This window comes from Polystyrenella longa, from assembly GCF_007750395.1.
GTDB classification, from domain to species: domain Bacteria; phylum Planctomycetota; class Planctomycetia; order Planctomycetales; family Planctomycetaceae; genus Polystyrenella; species Polystyrenella longa.
Genome location: NZ_CP036281.1, coordinates 3872151 through 3891145, shown reverse-complemented (window position 1 = coordinate 3891145; position 18995 = coordinate 3872151). Strand labels below are relative to the sequence as shown.

The 18995-nt window shown below is 50.1% G+C and carries 14 protein-coding genes; 5 read left to right on the top strand and 9 right to left on the bottom strand.

What is annotated here, in order from left to right; all coding sequences use genetic code 11:
• Positions 1 to 108: 108 nt before the first annotated feature.
• The gene (locus Pla110_RS14435) at positions 109 to 1029 is read left to right on the top strand and encodes an alpha/beta hydrolase (RefSeq protein ID WP_144996449.1); all 921 of its coding nucleotides are present in this window, start codon (positions 109 to 111) and stop codon (positions 1027 to 1029) included.
• A 26-nt stretch (positions 1030 to 1055) separates the two neighbouring features.
• Positions 1056 to 2414 carry a sulfatase-like hydrolase/transferase gene (locus Pla110_RS14430; RefSeq protein ID WP_144996448.1) on the top strand — a complete coding sequence of 453 codons (1359 nt, stop codon included), beginning with the start codon at positions 1056 to 1058 and terminating at the stop codon, positions 2412 to 2414.
• A 6-nt stretch (positions 2415 to 2420) separates the two neighbouring features.
• On the opposite strand, the gene Pla110_RS14425 is transcribed toward Pla110_RS14430, so the two are convergent.
• Positions 2421 to 3806, bottom strand: coding sequence for a hypothetical protein (locus tag Pla110_RS14425; RefSeq protein WP_144996447.1), 1386 nt, complete (start codon positions 3804 to 3806; stop codon positions 2421 to 2423).
• A 312-nt stretch (positions 3807 to 4118) separates the two neighbouring features.
• Here Pla110_RS14425 and Pla110_RS14420 point away from each other — a divergent pair, with 312 nt between their 5' ends.
• The 3 genes from Pla110_RS14420 to Pla110_RS14410 all read left to right on the top strand — a co-directional run bounded on the left by Pla110_RS14420 (position 4119) and on the right by Pla110_RS14410 (position 6857).
• Complete coding sequence (locus Pla110_RS14420; protein WP_144996446.1) at positions 4119 to 5021, top strand: SoxR reducing system RseC family protein; 903 nt, start codon at positions 4119 to 4121, stop codon at positions 5019 to 5021.
• A 230-nt stretch (positions 5022 to 5251) separates the two neighbouring features.
• A complete protein-coding gene (locus Pla110_RS14415) occupies positions 5252 to 5452 on the top strand; it encodes a hypothetical protein (protein ID WP_144996445.1) in 201 nt (66 codons plus the stop codon).
• 313 nt (positions 5453 to 5765) lie between these two features.
• Positions 5766 to 6857, top strand: a complete 1092-nt coding sequence (locus tag Pla110_RS14410) for a hypothetical protein (RefSeq protein ID WP_144996444.1) — start codon at positions 5766 to 5768, stop codon at positions 6855 to 6857.
• A 67-nt stretch (positions 6858 to 6924) separates the two neighbouring features.
• Here the strand turns inward: Pla110_RS14410 and glmM are convergent, their stop codons facing one another.
• The 8 genes from glmM to Pla110_RS14370 form a co-directional block, all read right to left on the bottom strand.
• Positions 6925 to 8274: a phosphoglucosamine mutase gene (glmM, locus tag Pla110_RS14405; RefSeq protein ID WP_144996443.1), complete on the bottom strand. Its 1350-nt coding sequence runs from the start codon at positions 8272 to 8274 to the stop codon at positions 6925 to 6927.
• A gap of 427 nt (positions 8275 to 8701) precedes the next feature.
• Positions 8702 to 9010, bottom strand: coding sequence for a hypothetical protein (locus Pla110_RS14400; RefSeq protein WP_144996442.1), 309 nt, complete (start codon positions 9008 to 9010; stop codon positions 8702 to 8704).
• 290 nt (positions 9011 to 9300) lie between these two features.
• Entirely contained in the window at positions 9301 to 9963 is a 663-nt protein-coding gene (locus tag Pla110_RS14395; protein ID WP_144996441.1) for a nucleotidyltransferase family protein, read from the bottom strand.
• Positions 9964 to 10080: 117 nt separating this feature from the next.
• Positions 10081 to 10965 carry a hypothetical protein gene (locus Pla110_RS14390; RefSeq protein ID WP_144996440.1) on the bottom strand — a complete coding sequence of 295 codons (885 nt, stop codon included), beginning with the start codon at positions 10963 to 10965 and terminating at the stop codon, positions 10081 to 10083.
• A gap of 391 nt (positions 10966 to 11356) precedes the next feature.
• Positions 11357 to 12784, bottom strand: coding sequence for a DUF1501 domain-containing protein (locus Pla110_RS14385; RefSeq protein ID WP_144996439.1), 1428 nt, complete (start codon positions 12782 to 12784; stop codon positions 11357 to 11359).
• A gap of 143 nt (positions 12785 to 12927) precedes the next feature.
• Positions 12928 to 15384, bottom strand: coding sequence for a PSD1 and planctomycete cytochrome C domain-containing protein (locus Pla110_RS14380; protein ID WP_144996438.1), 2457 nt, complete (start codon positions 15382 to 15384; stop codon positions 12928 to 12930).
• Between the two features lie 80 nt (positions 15385 to 15464).
• Positions 15465 to 17141, bottom strand: a complete 1677-nt coding sequence (locus Pla110_RS14375) for a FecR domain-containing protein (protein WP_144996437.1) — start codon at positions 17139 to 17141, stop codon at positions 15465 to 15467.
• Entirely contained in the window at positions 17141 to 17728 is a 588-nt protein-coding gene (locus Pla110_RS14370; RefSeq protein WP_144996436.1) for a sigma-70 family RNA polymerase sigma factor, read from the bottom strand. Before Pla110_RS14370 ends, Pla110_RS14375 begins: the two co-directional genes overlap by 1 nt.
• Between the last annotated feature and the right edge of the window lie 1267 nt (positions 17729 to 18995).

The window sequence follows — 18995 nt, the reverse complement described above, 5'->3', positions numbered from 1 at the left end:
GGGACAATCTCTGCCAGGTATGGACTCACTGATTGTCACTCCCGTTCTATTAGGATAGAGTGAGTGAGCAAGTGTATTGCTGCTTTTCCCTTATTGAGGCACTAATTGATGTTCGTCTTCTCGCGTTGTTCTGGTTGGGTTCTTCTCGGTTCCCTTCTCTTTTGTAGCGGGTTTCTCTCCGCTGCGGAGAATATTCGGATCGAAAAAGAGATCATTTATAAACAGGTGGGCGATCAACAGTTACAGCTGGATCTGGCGCGACCTGCGGATAACCGCAAATGTCCGGCGATCGTATTCATCCATGGTGGTGGTTGGGCATTGGGGCATCGGACCAAGTACCTTTCACAGATTCAGGAAGCGGCGAAACAGGGTTATGTGGCCGTTACGATTAGCTATCGATTGATGAAGTTCGAAATGGATGAAAAAGATACTGCGATTGCCGAACCTCATTTTCCGGCCCAGATACACGACGTGAAGGCAGCCGTTCGCTGGTTAAGATTAAACGCCGACAAATACCAGATCGATGCGGACCACATTGGAGCAATTGGTGATTCCGCCGGAGGTCATCTTTCGCTGATGTTAGGCCTCGCCGATTCGGAAGCGGAATTAGAAGGAGAGACTGAGAACCCGGAAGTCTCCAGTCAGGTTCAGGCTGTCGTTAACTTTTATGGACCAACCGAAATGCAGGCCTGCTACGAGGCCAGTTCCGTAGCTTGGTTAATGCGACTGTTCATGGGCGGTACCCCCGCCGAGCAACCTGGGAATTACGTGGCCTCGAGCCCGGTACAATATATCAAATCGACTTCGCCTCCCGTGCTCACATTTCAGGGGGAACTAGACCGCTTAGTTCCCATTGCACAGGCTCGTTTACTCGATCAAAAAATGAACGACGCGGGTGCTTCACATACTCTGGTTGTTTATCCAACTCAAAAACATGGATTCGACCAGGAGCACAAACAGAAATCCAAAGTGCAAATGTACGAATTCTTCGATCAACATCTCAAAGCGAAACCAGCTCCTGTGGAATAACTCTGTCGAACCAAACGGGCTTTCTCATGAAATATATTCTCTCCGTTCTCGCGCTGTTCTATTGTTTTGCTTCACTGTCCGCTGCGGAGGACGACCGTCCGAATATTTTGATCATTCTGGCCGATGATCTTGGTTACGCTGATATTGGATGTTATGGGAGTGAACAAAATCAGACTCCGGCTATTGATCAATTAGCTCGGGAAGGGATGAAGTTCACGGACTTCCACGCGAACGGACCGATGTGTAGCCCGACTCGAGCTGCACTGTTAACAGGTCAGTATCAGCAACGCGTCGGTATCGAGTCCGCTCTACCGATAGGTGTCGCCGGGATTCCGCAAGCTTCCGTGACCTTCGCCGAACGATTGCAAAAGGCCGGTTATCAAACCGCCATTATGGGTAAATGGCATGTGGGTGATCTTGCCGAGAGTAACCCAGTGCATCACGGCTTTGATCTCTTCAAAGGGCATTTGACGAGTGCCACCGATTACAAGTCACACATCGATCGGGATGGTAAGTACGATTGGTATCACAATGAAGAGGTCGTTCGGCACGAGAACTACAATACGAATGAAATCACGAAAGACTCCGTTGAATACATTCGTGCCCATTCGAAAAGTCCATTCCTGTTATACGTCTCTCACTCGGCGATTCACTTTCCCTGGATGGGTCCCCAAGATAAAGCCTATCGAAAAGAAGGCATAGACTATAACGATCTATCCAAACTCGGTCCGCGGGGTGAGGATGAAGATGTCAGTCCAGTAGTAAGGGCGATGGTCGAGTCGCTTGATGACAGCACCCGTAAAATTATGGATGCGATTAAACAGGCGGGCATTGACCGGAACACACTGGTGATCTTCACATCCGATAATGGAGGATACCGGCAATATAGCGGCCTGCACGAAGGCCAGATTTCAGATAACGGTGTATATCGCGGTCAGAAAACTCAAGTATATGAAGGGGGACACCGAGTCCCGACGATTGCCTGCTGGCCGGGGAAAATCGCGGCTGGCACGACATCAGGAGAAACGACGATGACCATGGATCTCGTTCCCACTCTGTTGAAGCTTGCCGGAATCGAGGCCAATCCTGAAACAGATGCGTTCGACGGCATCGACTTGGGACCGCTACTAATCAAAGGAGAGGAATTGCCAGAACGTGAATATCTCTACTGGCGCATCGGTTCTACAGCGGCAGTTCGTTCAAACATCTGGAAGCTCATTCGGAATCGAGACAAGACCTTGGAACTGTACAATCTGGAGACTGATCCTTCCGAATCGCACAACCTACAGAAATTAGAACCGCAGCGGGTTCGAAAACTTCAGGAAGCGTTGGAAAGCTGGGAGCATGATGTTGATCTAAGTTACGCTCAAATTAAACAGAATTAAAGCGGTTTAGTCTTTCTGCAGACGGCGACCACGAAACAGCATCAGCATTACCAGGATGATGGCGACAATCGCACCGATTTCCAGAGGCATCCGATAGGATTCTGGAATGGCTTCACTCAAATCAGGTGTCTTATCCTTAGATTGATCTTCGTGTCCTGCTGGTGACGCGGCTGTCTTCGTTTCCGATTCCTCAGTAGGGCTTGTTACCCCGACGACGTCATCGGGGGGAGCAGAGAGAGTGGCCTCGGCCTGTTCTTCTTGTTTGGCAACGTCCACTTTGGTCGTGGGGTCTTCCTCAGTGAGGATATTGAGTTCACGAAGAATATCATTGGCCTCATCCGCCGAGACATTTTCCATGGCGGGCTGGTTCAGGTTGATCAAGTCTCCTTCCGGTTCTTCACCTACTTGGAGATTTCGACGACCGTTGGGTCCTCGTGCGAGTATACGAGTGATTTCTGATTTGACGAGCGGGCTTCCCGGATCAAAATCAAGAGCCTTGGCTGCTTCGGCCTGCATATGTTCGTCCCAGCGATGGGGGAACATTTTTCCCTGCATCCAGGAACGATCCAGTTCGCATTCACAGTCCTGACCTACATAGCTGAGAATCGTGGAGAGTTCAGTCAGCGATGTTCCCGGTATCGGCAAAGGTTCCCCCAGTAAACGTCCCCGACCAAACAGGGGTACGAGATAGGTTTGATCGAGATTGTTCGGGTCAATGTTCCATGACCAGAGTAACAGGCGTTCGTCTTCACGTTCCTCCAACGACAGAGTGATTACCTTGGGAGGGAAATCGACCGGCTTCGGTAAGTCGGGGAGTTCTTCTTTGACTTGGGCACGAGCAGCTTCGGCGATCTTGAGGGCCTGTTCATTCTGCGATTTGTCTTTTCCTTCGACAATAACCAGTACGCTGTGGGCTTTCAGCCCTTCGGCTATGACCTGGCTTCGCAAGTCCGAATCGGCCAGGTGCCAGAGAAACGGAGTGACCGTCGCCATATCACTTAGATCAATCTGCTGCAGGGAAAGTTCACGGGCTTTCGCTTCACTTGCTTGGTCGACGGGAAAAGTGTCGATAAACCAGGCTGCTCCCTGTTGCTGTTCGGGATTACTTTCAGATTGCTGCGGGGAGAGTTGTTCGGAATCCGTGGAAACGATACTGAGCTTAATGTTTGTATCGCGCAAGAGCGGTGCCAAGTCGGATTGCCACTGATCGATTGTTTCCTGGGAAGTCTCTGTGGAGACGACCAGTCGTAGTTCGTAATCGTTCTGATCCAAAGCAACGAAACCGACGTCGCGGACTGAGTATTTGCAGGCCAAAGCGATCAGGGGGCATACCAATAGAAAGGTAATGGCCAGACCTGTGCGTTTGAGAATCAGACGTGTAAATCTCATCATGTCAGACAAACCTGCAGACTCCTGTATGAAAATGCGACCATATCGAAACCATTGATAACCAATAGTTTAAGGATAAAGGTGTTTAATTTACGAATTGGACGATGCCGGGCGATAAGCGACTACACTCGCCCGGAAAGTCGTATAAAATACAGTTAAGCAAAACATGCCACCTGAGGGCCATTATATCATTTGGGGAGAGAGAAGCATCCCTGTCTTCAAATGAACCCGGAAAATCCGCCGCTGAAATAACTGAGTTCCTCACCCATTCTTCAGGCAAAGCCCAGAGTAAGAAAAGCCGAGAGTAAGAACCGTATGCTAGACGAAGATCGAGAATCGCTGGAAAAGTTGCCTCCTCGCGCCGGTTCCCCCGGTTCGAGATCACGGCGCCGTAAGCAAAAGGATAAAACAGACCGGGAAGAATCAAACAGATCCTCCTCTTTGCGCCCCAAAGTTCGACGGGAACCAGCTCAACGAACTCACGAGGACCTATCCGTTCAGCAAAAAGGGGCCAGGATGGCCAGCGGATTGCGAACGCTCTTTACTCGCAATGGTCCGGATGCGGCAGAAGAACTGGAAGCGCATACTCACGACGTAATTGGCGGCCTTTCGTCGGTCGTTTTCTTCTGTTTTGGTTTGTTTTACGTGGTCCTTTCCCATGTGAAACATGTCGTCAGCTATTATCTGGATCATCGACAGAGATTCGCGCACTTTCTGTTAGATCTTTTTAAACATGTTCCGAAACGTGATATTTATACACGCGAAATTCGAATTTCGAGAGAAGCTGGCTCGGATCTTAATTTCCTCAGGGAAGAAAAATGGAATGTGAAGCTTCCGATGCGTTGCATCGAATGTGGGACGACCACTGAGTTGGAACGGGAGACTTATTTTGCCAAGGTCGAAGACTACGCACGACCGATGATTGGGATTGTGATCAGTCTGTTTATTTGTGTTTTTATCAGCTTACTCACTTTGAATCTGACCTACATTCTGTTGTCCCCGTTCATCGGTCTCTTTGCGGGGCTGTTTCTCGGATACTATTTACGACGTCGGATGGAAGTACGAGTTGAGTACGCCTGCTGTCGCCCTCATGCGAACAATGAATGTTTCCCTGTCGTTCGGCAGTACGCCGGAGATGTTTATCTGTTGACGGGACATAAGAAAGTTCGCGACGATTACAACAAAAAACTGGAGGAGTTGGGCATTTCTCGCCGGTGAATCTCATGAATGCGATTGTGCCGGGAATGACAGAATCGAGAAGCGGCTTCCTACCAAGTTGACTGTTCCATTCTTAACGGAATTTGTTAGCATAGCGGGTGTAGTTTGTATCGCCTGATGGTTGTGCTCTCTGACGTCAATTGAAGAGATGTTTAATCGTGAAGGCGATCGGCTGATCATTGCGATGGAGCTTTCCGCTTCTCTTTCTCCAATAAACAAGGTTCGACAGCATGTCTACCGATGCTCAAGAGCAACAACGCCGTTATAAAGAATTTCTCGACCTGATGCCTCTGACGTTGGCACTTGCCGGGTTACCGACAAGTGATTCCGGGAAGTACTACACGGAAGAGCAAATCGAATCTCGCGCATTCACGATCAAACATGCGCAGAAAATTGCTCGCCAGCTGGCACGGGAATGCGTGCGAAAATAGCGGGTACTGTTACGCGATTCGTCTTCCGGCGAACGACGTGCTCTATGAAGAAATTAATTATCTGCAGACACGACCACTTCTCGTATAAGGATTATGTTCTGTTCTGTTGGATAACTCAGGAAATCATCAACAAATGCGCTGACGGTCCGCACAGTGATCGCGAAATGGGCGTTGAGGCCATTGCAAATCGAGTCGAAACCGGTGTGAAAGAAGGAAACTTGTGGAGGATGAGACACCGTCAGTGTATCATTGGCTTAATCGTCCTCCGATGAGGACGAGATAGAATCCATCTCGGAAATGTCCGAAAAACGACATGACGACCTCAAGCGACTCACCAGCGGCAACACCTCCCGACAGATCGCGCATAGTCTTTACGCAGCCGGATGAGACTACCATTCTGTTTCGGCTTCCAGGTGCCGGACTTCGTAGCTTGTTTTTGCTGGAACTTTCCTTGAAATGGCTCGGCCTGATAATCTTCTTATGCGTTACGATTGCTGGGATCTGGCAGGTGTGGCCTTTCGTCATAGCGATGGGTGTAATGCTGATCACTGGATTGTGCCTGCTCGGATACTGGTTCAAAAAGTGCTTCGAAACCGTCATCATTTTCCTGGAATCAGAACGCGCAGTCGTCAGAAGCAATCTGTTCGGCTGGGTCCGAACAAAACAATTGACTCTGAATGTCAATTCGCGAGCCGATCTTGTCGCTATCGATGAAGGCCCAGATTATCGTGTCGAAGTTCAGGGCGTTGAGGGCGTAGTAAGTTTCGGCGATTCTCTTATAAAAAGCGATCAGAACTGGATTGTCGATAAGATTAATGAGTTCTTGGGAGCGGAATCTGATCCTGCGTATTCTGAGCAGTTAGCGCTACGTTCGAATATTCTCGAAAGAGCAACCCCCACAACAGTGACAGTTGAGGAAATGCAACCCAACGGCTTACGGATTCAACTTCCGACGGCAGCTACCGGCGGCGCCAAGGCGGGGGGCATGATCCTAGGAATCACGCTGGGAATGATACCTGTCTTCCTGGGATTCGAATTTAACTGGTGGTGGCCCTACTACGTTGTCCCCGCTAGTGTGTGCCTACTCATGGCCGTATGGGTGATTCGGGGAATGAACATTGTGGAACTGACCGAGTTGCAACTTCGACAGACATCCTTGTTTGGCCCCTGTCGCGTAACGTCGTCGGTTCCTACCTCCGAAATCATTGGAATCGAGGTTCGTCTAGCTGTTGAGCGAGAAGAACGCGTGCGGATTAATGACGTCGAAAATACGGACCACAATTGTGTAGCGACTTTGTCGACTCCGAAAAAAGAATTCTTTATTTGGATGGCAAAGCGACAAGACGCAACTTATGTCGCTGAGTTGCTGCAGCGAAAATTGAGCAGTCTTCGCAACGATGTGTGAATTCGCGGGCGGCTGCCATTGGCAAGCAGGTCGACTCTGCTTAGCGCACTTGGTGGGACATAGCAGTTTATCCAAACGCTGCCATGATCGCGGATTTTGAACGCCGAATCAGATCTTGAGCGGCGGTTGCTTCCGGCGCTTCTGCGATGATACGCATGATCGGTTCCGTGTTGCTGGCTCGTACCTGGACCCAGCTTTTCTCCCAATCCAGTCGGAGTCCGTCTCCTTCTGAAACTTGAGCATCGGGAAAAGCTTTCTTGAGCGCCGCTGCCGCAACCGGGACTGCTTCCGGCGCGCATTCGATTTTGTCCTTGATTATCGCATAGCACGGCAGGCTGGCCACCCATTCTGAAAGTGAGAGTGTCCGTTCCGAAAGATGCTCCAGCACATAAGCCATTGCCAGAAAGCTATCCCGGACCCAACCGATTTTGGGATCGATTAATCCTCCATTGCCTTCCCCTCCAATAACTGCCTGCACTTCTCGCATATGAGCGACGACATTCGCTTCTCCTACATAGGATCGAGAAAAATCGCAGCCATGCTTCTCAGCGATATCCGCCGTCACCCGACTGGTGGAACCATTAACGACGACGGGTCCTGGTCGCTGGGGAAGAACATGGTCGACACACAGAGCCAAGGTTAATTCTTCGCCAATATATGTGCCCTTCTCGTCGATGATCGCCAGTCGGTCCGCATCTGGATCCTGGACGAATCCAATATCTGCCCCTGCAGCAACAATAGCTTCGCCGACTGAACGGCAATTTTCTTCAGTGGGCTCTGGTGTATGTTCAAATTGCCCGTCGGGAGTTCCTCCGATCAGGCTGACTTCGCAGCCAAGTTCATTTAACAGCAATGGACCAAGCACAGCGCCCGCACCATGGTTGCAGTCGAGGACAACTTTAAACTTTCGTGACCGGATCGACTCGATGTCGATCAACGAGAGAATTTTGTCGAAATGCGATCTCCAGGAATCTTGCAGCATTTCCACATGGCCCATCTCCGACCAACTACGGTAATTGAATTCTCGTCCGTTGAGTAATTTGAGAAAGCGATCTCCTGTTTCTTGATCGAATACCGATCCCTCGGGTGAGAAAGGTTTTAAACCATTCCATTGCACTGGATTGTGGCTAGCCGTAACCTGTAACCCCGCCTGGGCGTGGTAATGTTTTACGAGAACACCGCAAGTAGGTGTTGAAGCGATTCCAGCATCGATGACGTCGCAGCCTGTCGCCTGCAGTGCCGACACGACCGCATCGCGAATCCAGAGGCCCGTGGATCGCCCGTCTCGCGAGAGGATTACTTTTCCACCATCGATCATCGTGCCCAGAGCTGCAGCGAACTGAACAATGTATTCCGGGTCGAGACCATCACCGACAACTCCACGTAAACCGGAAATACTTAAGATACGCTGACTCATGGAGAGTTCCTCTTAAAATCAATTCTCAGGGTGTCAATAACTTGTACGGAGGTTGGCTAAGGTAGGATGCCTGTGGATTAGTCGCACTCGGAGTTTTCGTGAACCTGATGGTTCTCGATCAGTCATTCTGGTGTGCGGTATCAATAAAAAAAGCTTCACGTTCCATCCTGTGAACGTGAAGCTTTTGAGCACTCAAAAACGGTGCTCAACTCGGAGATATACGCAGTTGTCTCCCCAAAAGACTCAGCCCGTCCATTGAAGACATCATATTTATTACTCGTATGGCATCAATACCAATTCGTTCCACGAGCATTATTGAAAATGCTCGAACTAAAATGGAACGGAAGGAATACCATGTTCAACCTGTTTGACAAGGTATTCACGACGTCAACCAACGAATGTTTTTCCATCAGGACTCAACCACCGACTAGTAAGTCGGCAGAGATTCCAGAGGTGCAGATGCTGTCGCGTAAGTCTGCGTTGGATACGCAGCCGTTGCTGGAGCACCCATGGGAGCCATCATGGCTCCTTGTGGATAGCTCATAGCTCCACTGGGGTAAGTTTGAGTCACTCCACAGTTGCCCGTAGAGCATCCACCACCAGAGTAAGAGGTTGGTCCGTAATAGCTGCTCGTTCCACAGGAGTTGCAACCGCTACTACCGCCACCCAGGCAGCAGCAACCGGTCAAAGTCCAGACCAGTGGAAGAACCATCAGCAATGAGAGAATTTTTTTCATTTGTTTGAGTCCTTTCAGAAGACAGGCCGTATAAGTGCGAGAGTCTCGCAAAACCGAATGTTTCATCAAAAGAGAAAGCAGAAAAAAACAGGTCTACCTTCCCGAAATTGATTTCCATTCGGGAGCTGGGTTCATTGGGGGGAAGAGAGGTTCACGAACAGAAAACGGGTACGGCAGAACGCGTTTCCAGCGTGAGAAGAGGAAATAATCTAAACAAAATTTTGTGTAAAGGGAAATTTTTACAAAATAGGCTAAAGTCCCAACCCAGCTTCCATATTTTCCCGAAAAAGCTATTTTCCGCACCGAATCAGTGCTTCTGCATAATTCTGCGGCGTATCGACATCGAATAAGATTTCGTCGTTATCGACCGGGATTTCGCGTATTTGAACGTCTTCTCGTTTCCAGAGAGAGTTCAACCCTTCGTTCGGTGGTATCGCATCCATCAGGCGGGCAATTCGATCAGAGAAAATCACCGGATGCCCCCGGCGTCCTGCAAAAGTGGGGATCAGAACGTCACTATGAGAGCCCGATTCCGCCAGTAAAAGTTCAATGAGGGAAGGCCGCAGGAAGGGCATGTCGGGTGGACTGAGAAGATATCGATGCTGCGATGTCTCCATAGCCAATTGTCTGATGGCGGCTAGAGCATAGGTCAAGCTGGTCTTCATCTCTTCCGGTGCCGATTCTGGCGTGACGAGAACGACGCGATCGGAGGGAGGAAGTAATGAGGGAATCTTCTCGTCATCGGGACGACGTACAATCACAATGAGGTCGACTTGTGCCGCCAGATAATTAGCGAGTACTTCTCCCAAGAGTGTATTGCCACCCAGTAGGAGCGAGAGCTTGTGATCGCCCATTCGCTGGCTTCGTCCGGCGGCAGGGAGAAGCACAATCCGAGCGGCAGCGGGCAGAGCAGGGAGGGAGGAATCGCCGGAGAGATGAAATGAATCCGCCACAGGGAGCCCCCTATACAAAACTGGCCGCCGTGATCGAGATGAACGATCACGGCGGCCATGCTTATCTTTAACTGTGGATCTCAGTCCAGCTGGTAGAGCTAGTCCGAATCTGTTTCATTAACGTGCAAGAGAAACTCGATCAGCCGGTGCCGGTTCAGGTGTCTCGGATACTTCTTCGGATTCGCTATTGTTCTTATTCTCTTCGGCTTCCTGTTGGACACGGAAGGTCAAGACACTGACAGCCTGCTGCGCTTTCGACAGCTGAGCACGAGAGAAGTAACTCGTTGCTGGCAATCCACCGAGATGTTTCACAGATTTTGCAGCCAGGTCTCCCCAACTCATTTCGCTGGCCAGGTGCCATGCTGCGGCTTGTGCGACGTGATTATCAATTCGCTGTTCGGCGACATTCACCAACAAGCGTTCCAGGACCGGATCTTCAGAAAAAGTTGCTACCGGAGCGACTGTGTATTCCATGCGAGAAGCAGGTTCTGCTTTACCATGTTCCAGACAGACGCTGTTGAAATCCAGAGAGAGTGTTTTGGACGCGGGGATCGAAAAGAGTGAGCCACCACTATTACCTCCCAAGCCACCTGTGTTTCCACCAGTGCCTCCGTTGATCCCACCGCCAGTAGACTGAGCCTGACCTCCACTGCCGAAGCCACCTTGGCCGCCTGACTGGCCTCCAAGGCCACCGAGCTGCTTAAGAACTTGAACTCCCACCATTGCTTTGGGCATGGAAACGCTTAGTGGTTGCTGGGTGTTATTCGTCACCAGCAGCCGGCCCCCTTTGGAGTCTTTAAGAACCAACTTGCTTTCGACTTTGCCATCTTCCATGGCATTAAACAGTTCAACCTGTTCCGCGTTCGGGTCGTATTCCGAATTCTTAACGATGTCGAGTTTGTTCTTTCCTGCGGCAAATGCTTCTGTGCCCGCGACAACCATCGATGTGGCGGCAAAAAGAGCGACCAGCGAGAAAGTCCAGTGACCAGATAGTTTTGACATGAAATCAGGTCCTTAATGTGTAACTTTGGTACATCTGCAAGGAGTGAAACAACGCCTCGGACAGAAATTGCCATTGGGGCAATTCGATTCTGCAACGGGCTTTACCTTAGCGGAGTCTGGGAGATCGCGATTCCAATCAATCCGGGCCGCGTCAGGTGTTGATGCGAAATTTTGTAAGTTTACCTAACTTATCATATCGCATCCCTTTCGGCGCGGGCAACAAAAACTCGTCGCGCGACCTCTTTTTTAAGCAACCCTCCCCAGTCCGGCGAACTTCGTGAAGTCTGTCGGTTAGGGAGTACGCTACTGCTTTAACGCATAGGGGGGGCGTTCTTAGTCAGTAGAACTGGCATTTCATTGCTTTTCATGCCTCGGGAATCGACATTTTCCGTCAGCCGCCGATCAATTTGCGATTAAATCGGCCTTCGTTAATAGTCGGACGTTCAGGTCGTCCCTGATAGTCGAATGTCAATTCCATGTTATCGAGACCGAGCAGGTGCAGAATGGAGGAGTGCAGGTCGCTGACATGCATTTTGTCTTCCACAGCGTACAGTCCAAGATCATCAGTGGCACCGATGGTTTGTCCCCCTTGAACTCCACCTCCCGCCATCCACATAGTGAAGCCGGTCGGATTGTGGTCCCGTCCATTGCCCTGTTCGCTCATCGGCGTACGGCCGAATTCTCCTCCCCAGATGACGAGGGTATCATCGAGAAGTCCTCGTTGTTTGAGGTCAGTCAGCAAACCTGCCACGGGTTGGTCCATCTCACGGCACAGTTTGGGATGATTCGTTTCGATTTTGGAGTGCGAATCCCAGCGGCTGCCCGTTCCATGATACATCTGGATAAAACGAACTCCCCGTTCCACCAGTCTCCGGGCCAGGAGACACTGTTTTCCGTAAGTGGAGGATTCCTTGTTATTGATTCCATACAACTCCAACGTTTCCGCAGTCTCTTCTTCTAAGGCGACTGCTTCGGGTGCGGAAGATTGCATTTTGAACGCCAGCTCATAACTTCGAATGCGAGCGTCGAGTTCGGATTGCTGAGTCCGTTCAGCATAGTGTTCGCGGTTGAACTGTTGCAGCAGTTCCAGTTTTTCACGCTGACTTGCGGGTGACTCGCCTTCTCTAATGGAGAGGTTCGCAAGGGGTTCCCCTTCTTTATTTTGAAACAATGTTCCCTGATAGGTGGCGGGCATGAATCCGGAACCGTAATTGCGGGCACCACTCGCCAGCGATTTGTTCGCATCTTTCATCACCACATAGGCGGGCAGGTTTTCGTTGTCAGAACCGAGACCATAAGTCACCCAGGCACCGAGAGAGGGTCGACCGGCAACCGGAGTACACGTATGCATCTGCATCATTCCGCCGGCATGGTTAATTCCGTTTCCCCAGCAGGAGCGGATCACAGCCAGGTCATCGACGTGCTGCGCGATGTTTGGTAATAACTCAGAAACCCACAGACCGCTTTCACCGTGACGTGTCCAGGTGCGGGGAGCCTCTAACAGGGGAGAACCTTTTTCACCCATCGCCGTAATGGGTTCCTGAAAACTCTCGGGCAGAGGTTGGCCCGCCAGCTTGTTTAGTAATGGTTTGTAATCAAATGTGTCGAGCTGGCTGGGGCCCCCTTCCATGAACAGGAAAATGACGCTTTTCGCTCTAGCAAAATGATGGGCTGTAGGAATCGGGGCAGTTGCCCCTTGAACCAATCCACTGTAAGCGAGTGCCCCAAACCCCATTCCGGCCTTCGTGAGAAAATCACGGCGGGAATTCAGTTGTTCGTGGTGAGGAACTCCGGCCTTTTGACATAGTGATGAAGTCATTGTTCTCAGTCCAGACATAATATTAAGTGATCCTGAATCCTTTTGATGAGTCAAATTCGCTCTTGTTTTACAGCTTTGAATAAAGCCTAAACCGGGTTTCAGGATGGGTTCAAACATTGATATTGGAGGGAATGAAGTTTTGTCTATTCCACGTACAGAAACAGATTGGAGTTGAGTAACACATGACAGAAGTCGGTCCGCCGTGCATTGAGATCTGCTTCGTCGCCAGTGGAAAGATATTGCAATCCCTGCTGTAGTTGCGACTCTGTAGGAGTTTGCCCTGTGAGCGAGATAAAGACTTGATCGATGAAGGCAGTGTGGTCACTAATTTCTTTCCACCGTTCAGCCAGTTTACGCGCACGTTCATAGGTGAACTCACCATTCAGCATTAATAACGCCTGTGGTGCCGTCGTCGCAATGTATCGAGTTGGGGCGCTTCTGATGCCGTCCGGTGTACCCATTGTATGCAGAAATGGAACAGGGCTGTTTCGCAAAACGCGGAAGTATATCGAACGACGATTATGTTCCCCTTTAATTCCTTCACCTTCCTGTTGTAAATCAAGTTCTCCTGTCGCAGCCAGCATCGAGTCACGGATCTCTTCCGCCGACAATCGGCGAATGTGCGATCGCCACAGGTAGATGTTGGTCGGGTCGATTAAGTCGTATTGATCTTCCTCGGGATGAAATGCCGATTGCTGATACGTGTCTGAAAGCAGAATCATCCGATGAAGAGGTTTCAGGTGTAAACCATTCTCAATGAATTCTGAAGCGAGCCAGTCCAATAGTTCGGGGTGCGACGGTTTAGTACCCAGTTGCCCGAAATCATTAGGTGAGGAGACGATCCCCCGCCCGAAATGGTACTGCCAGACTCGGTTCACCATCACACGCGTGGTGATTGGATTACTCGGATCGGCAATCCAGTTTGCGAGTGCGGTGCGACGTCCCGATGATTCCGGTCTTTGCGCAGTGGGTTTAATTTCGGGAACTTCACCCCCCAGAACTGTCAGGTAGGCAGGCGAAAAGGTATCGGAATTGGATTTGTCCGGAATTCTGGTTTCGCTGACTTCGCCCGGTGCGTCACTGACAGTGGGGAGTGAGGGGAGCGGCTGCGGTTTCATTTTGTCGAACTTTTTAAGTTCAGCATCAAGCCGTTTCCAGTTTTCTTTCTTCTCCCCTTTCAGGTTATTCCAGTTGGCCAAAGCCCTTTTGTCTTCGGCCTGGCGATCCACCATGTAGGCCAGTTGATGCTCCCAACTGTTCCGTTCTGCAGTGGGTGTCTTCCAAGCCGCCTGCACGTCGAGCGGAAAGAGGCTGACTGCCTGATTTGTTCTGATATCGAGATACTCTTGCTGAATATCCTTGAGCGCTTTACGGATGTCGGCTGTCTTTTCTTCCCATGCTTTCTGTTTCACTTCATATGCAGCAACCTCTTCGCCAGTGGCGAAGGGAACGTCGTCTCGCCATACCAGTGGTTCAAAGAACGACCGCAGGTTGTAATAGTCTGCCTGCAACAGTGGGTCGAATTTATGATTGTGGCAACGGGCACAAGCGAGTCCGGTGGCCAGAAAGACATCACTGGTCACATCGGTAATCTCGTCGACAATATTATGCCACTGAGTGACAGCATCACGCTGGTTGTATTCGTAAATACCCAACCGAAGGAAACCGGTTGCGGCTAATGCTTCTGGATCTTCAGGAGCAATTTCATCGCCAGCCAACTGCTCACGGATGAATTGATCGTAAGGTTTGTCGTCGTTGAACGACTTAATAACGTAGTCGCGGTATCGCCAGGCAGAGGGGCGGTAATCATCTTTTCGCCAACCGTCCGAGTCGGCGTAACGCACAACATCCAACCAGTGTCGTCCCCAGTGCTCTCCGTATTGTGGACTTGCTAGCAACTGGTCAACCAGTTTTTCATAGGCGGCGGGATCGTCACTGTTCACGAACGCCGATACTTCCTCCGGTGTCGGAGGCAATCCAACGACATCGAAGTAGAGCCGACGAATTAATGTCGCTTTGTCTGCCTGGGGGGCAGCGGTAAGCTTCTGCTCTGAATATTTCTGGGCGACGAAGGCATCAATCGCATTTTCAAAAGTATCCGCATTCGGGACGTCTGGTTTCTGAATTGGTTGATAAGCCCACCAGTTTTTATCTTCCTCGGTGATCTCGCCTGCTGTGGCACTGGGCGGAGCTTCTTCCGGCCAGTAGGCGCCTTGTTTAATCCAGGTCTCAAGTAACGCAATTTCTTTGTCGCTAATCGGCTGCTCTGGCGGCATTTCAAAACTCTCGTATCGAACCGCCTCCAGGAGCAAGCTTTCGTCCGGTTTGCCCGCCACGATTACTTCGCCACTGTCTCCTCCTGATTTCAGAAAGGATGGGTGATCCAATCGCAGATTCCCTTTTTGCTCATTAGCGGAATGGCATTCATAACAATGCTTCGCCAGGAGCGGTCGGATGTTCGTCTCGAAGAATTTATGTTGCTCCCGCTCGGCTTCCGAGATCTCGGCACTCGAGGCGACAGAACCGATTAACAGAATCAGTGCCAGACCGAATAAACCGGACAGAATATTTTCGCGATGATATAGCTGAATGAATCGCATGATATTGATAGGGATATTTTCTGGTGGAAGTGAGGTGAGAGAATACAGTAGGCTAAAACGAGGAAGGAAGTAGAAATAAATCAGGGATCAATCGCCGGTAAACCGCCGATGAAGACCGGATCAAGGAAGGAACCGTCATCCATCAAGTCTTGCAGGAAAAGTCCCTCAACCAGTTCTCCCTCAGAGAAGCCAAGGTCGGAAAGATCAATGCCCACAGCCAGAATTCGGGCACGAACAATGTGCTCAATGGAATCTTGAATAGGAGTCTGTTCCAGTTCATTCAATGAGTGAGCTTGTTTATCCAGTTTGACAAGCCGAAAGGGAGCCAGCAACTGTGCTTCTGGGGATGACAACGTAATGTCAAATTTATTGATCATGATGGCATGGAGCCCATCCCGCCATTCCAGTGGCGAAACATGAAAGGCGTCTCCCTCTTCGGAATGCACGAGTACATGTAGGTCGAATAGAACGATGTCAGGACCAGCATGATTAATCACCGGCTGCCTGAATCGAACCGCCAATCCAGCAGTATTCGATGAGGAATCGCTCGCGTTCATTACAGGCGATGACTGCAATGGAGAGGCCTCTCCACTCAGGTTAATCACACCGGTGGTCAGCAGCGAGTCGTTGTCCAGGAGAGCATGTCGATTGCCAGATGTCAGCAAAGCTGCTCCACCATTGGGAGCTGAGAGGGGAACCGTCAGATAACTCGGACTTTTAACTCCGCTGAAATGCGTTAGGTTTACGCTCGTCAGTTCGCTCACATCGTAATCAAATAAGCGACCGCCACGCTGGATCGTCACCCGTTCCAGTTCGTCAATTCCATTTCCAGTGTCGTGGGCCTGATAAGCCACGACTCGATCTGGAAGTTGACTACGATACCGTTCGCCATCAAAGGGGATCGCGATTGAGTTCCGATCGACTTCCCGCCCGTATTGGCGTGCATCTCCTTCAGTAAGTCGTTCGGGAGAATCGAATCTTTTCTCTGGGAGATAGACATCGGCCATCCCTTCGATCAATTGAACTTCCGACTCGCCCGACTCAGTCACGTCAATGGCGAAGCTGGTTCCCAGATCCACGACGCGCGAGGTCGGGGTTTGGACTTCGATTTTGTCTGCCGCTTCAGGGACATGCACGGAACAGCGACCATATTTCAGGACCAGTTCTAAAGGCGACTTCCATTCGAAAACCGCTGGTCCTTCCAGAATGACTTCGGCACCGCCGGTCGCTTTTAGTTTGACCAATCCTGAGCGAAGCGTAAATTCGTCATCCGTTTTAATCGGATCTCCCATCTTCCAGAGGGAATGATCCAGGAACCGTGCGTCTGCCAGTTGAGTGAATGAGGCGACTTCACTGCTCGCCATCACGGGAGTAATCGGTACCGAGACTGGAGCCTGTTTAACGGGAGGCACAGCGAGATACCAGGGCGCAGCAAGATACCATTGTACGGCGAAGAATAAAATCAAGACGACGACCGCGCTGGCAATGTACGAAGAGAACCATCGTTTGTTGCGTGCATACTCATCAACAATTGCTGCTGTCATCGCTGGCTTGGTGAGAGGCTCCGTGTCGACATGCTCCGTGTCAAAATGCTGGTTCAGGTTGTGCGACAGTTCCAGGTAATCGTGATACAACTTCTGAGCACCCGAATCATCCAGTAATAAGGTTTCCAGTTCCTGGTGTTCGTTCTTTGACAGTCTTTGCTGCAGTTGACTGTCCAGTAGATCGAGCAAGCGACTCTGTTGAGAAGGATTCATTACGATAATCCTCCTTCCACATCTTGCGTCGCAGCGAGCTTGCCCTGGACACATTGGAATAGTTTGCGGCGAATGATGGTCAGTTGGTTATAGATCGTTTGAATTCCCTTACCCGCATCGTCGGCGAGTGTCTTGGCAGATTGCTGATGATAATGTGCCTGTTCCAACAGAAAACGTTCGGATTGTTTCAGCTGTTGTAAGCATTCTCGAAGCGCTTCCAACCGTGGGGCCTGTTCTCCCGTTTTCGGTTGTTGACTCGTCGCCAGCTGCTCAACGAGATCGGGACTGAAGTAATGTCGATCTCGTTTGGATGTTCTCAAAAAGTTTCGTACTTCATAATGGGCAACTCCGCAGGCCCAGTTGAGAAACGACCCCTGTTCGGGATCGTAGGTCGAAAACTTTCGCCAGAGGATAATGCTGCATCGCTGAAAAACATCTTCGGCATCTGCCTGGTGGGGGACCAAAGCGTAGACATACCGGTAGAGCGGTTCCCGATTTCGCGAGAACGCTTCCAGAAAGGCTTCGTAGCTACCGGAAAAGCCGGGCTCTTCATTCTGGTTCAGCTCAGATTGTCGGTCATCTGTCATCGCAGTACCTTACAACTCTGCACTTTGAATTCAATAATTCAGCACTTTCACGGCGGTTCCGCTGAAACCGAGAGAAAGGTTTCCATCCTATTCTCGTACACTCGTTGAGAGATTTACCGAGTGAAATGGTCATTTCTTTAAAAAACGAGGAATTCTTGAACTCAATATGTGGAATTGAAGCCCATTCTGCGAGTAACAGAAATACCAAGCCCGTCGGGCAGTGGAACAAATAACAAAAAACGTCCTCCAGTACTGGAGGGCGTTTTCCACTTCTTCCACTCAGGATCTCCGTTTCCACTTTCCACTTCTTTTACTTTTTCAGTTGGTCGCCTACGGTCAGGTTCCAGGTAGCTCGCTGTGTTGATTTGTGGATCTGCTCATCGATCGGAATAACCGGATTACAGGTTAAGTTGAAGTCACCGATTTGTTTCTACAATGAAAAACTGATGTCGTGGTCGCACCTTCACCATGGGTGATGTTTCTTGAACGGACAAGCGAGTTTTCAAAAAACGAACGCTTTTCAGCTCATTCGGCTCAACCCGGTAGGTCTCTGACGAATTGCGATGTTCCTCTCCGAGTTCCATTCTTTCCGGTAGGAGTAGATAGGGATAATCTGTTGCGCCAACACCTCAAACTTCCATTTCCGAGTGTTGCCCTGAGGCAACATGTTGTCTTTGCGAAACATTTTCAAAGTTTCGATTTATCAGGCCGTTCATCGCAGATAACTGCAGTATTCAAGTGCAATTGATTGCAGTATTCCAAGTGGCACCTGTTGAATCCTCACCCGTCGACTGGTGTTCCCGAACACTTGTCCGGTTACAAACTGGGTAATCTAAATAAAAGAAAACTGAAAACGCATTTACAACTCTTCCTTCCTGCGGAGGGCGTGGCATTTTGGGATTGGAATTTTCAGGAGAGGAATAGCGGAAAAAAGAGGTCTGCTTAACAATTAGACGAGCAGTCGAATTCTATTTGTAAGTTTTAACCTTGGTCAGTCTCAAATGGAGAGTTGGTTCTCGCAGTCAAAATAGAGGTAATTAGAATAGTCAAATTGATAGATTGGTGGGAAAGGTTGTTTGCGTTTGCGGGGCATTCTGCAGTCAGGAGAATCCTTCGCGCGGTGCATTAACCTACTCTGCAAAAATGCAGCGTAGTTCTACATTTGTTCGATAGTGGACTGCAGCATTGGAAATGCCGGTCAAAAGTTCATCTGTGAGCGAAAAGTCGAACGGCTCCGATTGAAGTTGACCAAAGTGAATAGAGTCGT

Coding starts and splice junctions, on each gene's coding strand:
- Pla110_RS14435 (WP_144996449.1), top strand. CDS start 109: ATGTTCGTCTTCTCGCGTTGTTCTGGTTGGGTTCTTCTCGGTTCCCTT.
- Pla110_RS14430 (WP_144996448.1), top strand. CDS start 1,056: ATGAAATATATTCTCTCCGTTCTCGCGCTGTTCTATTGTTTTGCTTCA.
- Pla110_RS14425 (WP_144996447.1), bottom strand. CDS start 3,806: ATGATGAGATTTACACGTCTGATTCTCAAACGCACAGGTCTGGCCATT.
- Pla110_RS14420 (WP_144996446.1), top strand. CDS start 4,119: ATGCTAGACGAAGATCGAGAATCGCTGGAAAAGTTGCCTCCTCGCGCC.
- Pla110_RS14415 (WP_144996445.1), top strand. CDS start 5,252: ATGTCTACCGATGCTCAAGAGCAACAACGCCGTTATAAAGAATTTCTC.
- Pla110_RS14410 (WP_144996444.1), top strand. CDS start 5,766: ATGACGACCTCAAGCGACTCACCAGCGGCAACACCTCCCGACAGATCG.
- glmM (WP_144996443.1), bottom strand. CDS start 8,274: ATGAGTCAGCGTATCTTAAGTATTTCCGGTTTACGTGGAGTTGTCGGT.
- Pla110_RS14400 (WP_144996442.1), bottom strand. CDS start 9,010: ATGAAAAAAATTCTCTCATTGCTGATGGTTCTTCCACTGGTCTGGACT.
- Pla110_RS14390 (WP_144996440.1), bottom strand. CDS start 10,965: ATGTCAAAACTATCTGGTCACTGGACTTTCTCGCTGGTCGCTCTTTTT.
- Pla110_RS14385 (WP_144996439.1), bottom strand. CDS start 12,784: ATGACTTCATCACTATGTCAAAAGGCCGGAGTTCCTCACCACGAACAA.
- Pla110_RS14380 (WP_144996438.1), bottom strand. CDS start 15,384: ATGCGATTCATTCAGCTATATCATCGCGAAAATATTCTGTCCGGTTTA.
- Pla110_RS14375 (WP_144996437.1), bottom strand. CDS start 17,141: ATGAATCCTTCTCAACAGAGTCGCTTGCTCGATCTACTGGACAGTCAA.
- Pla110_RS14370 (WP_144996436.1), bottom strand. CDS start 17,728: ATGACAGATGACCGACAATCTGAGCTGAACCAGAATGAAGAGCCCGGC.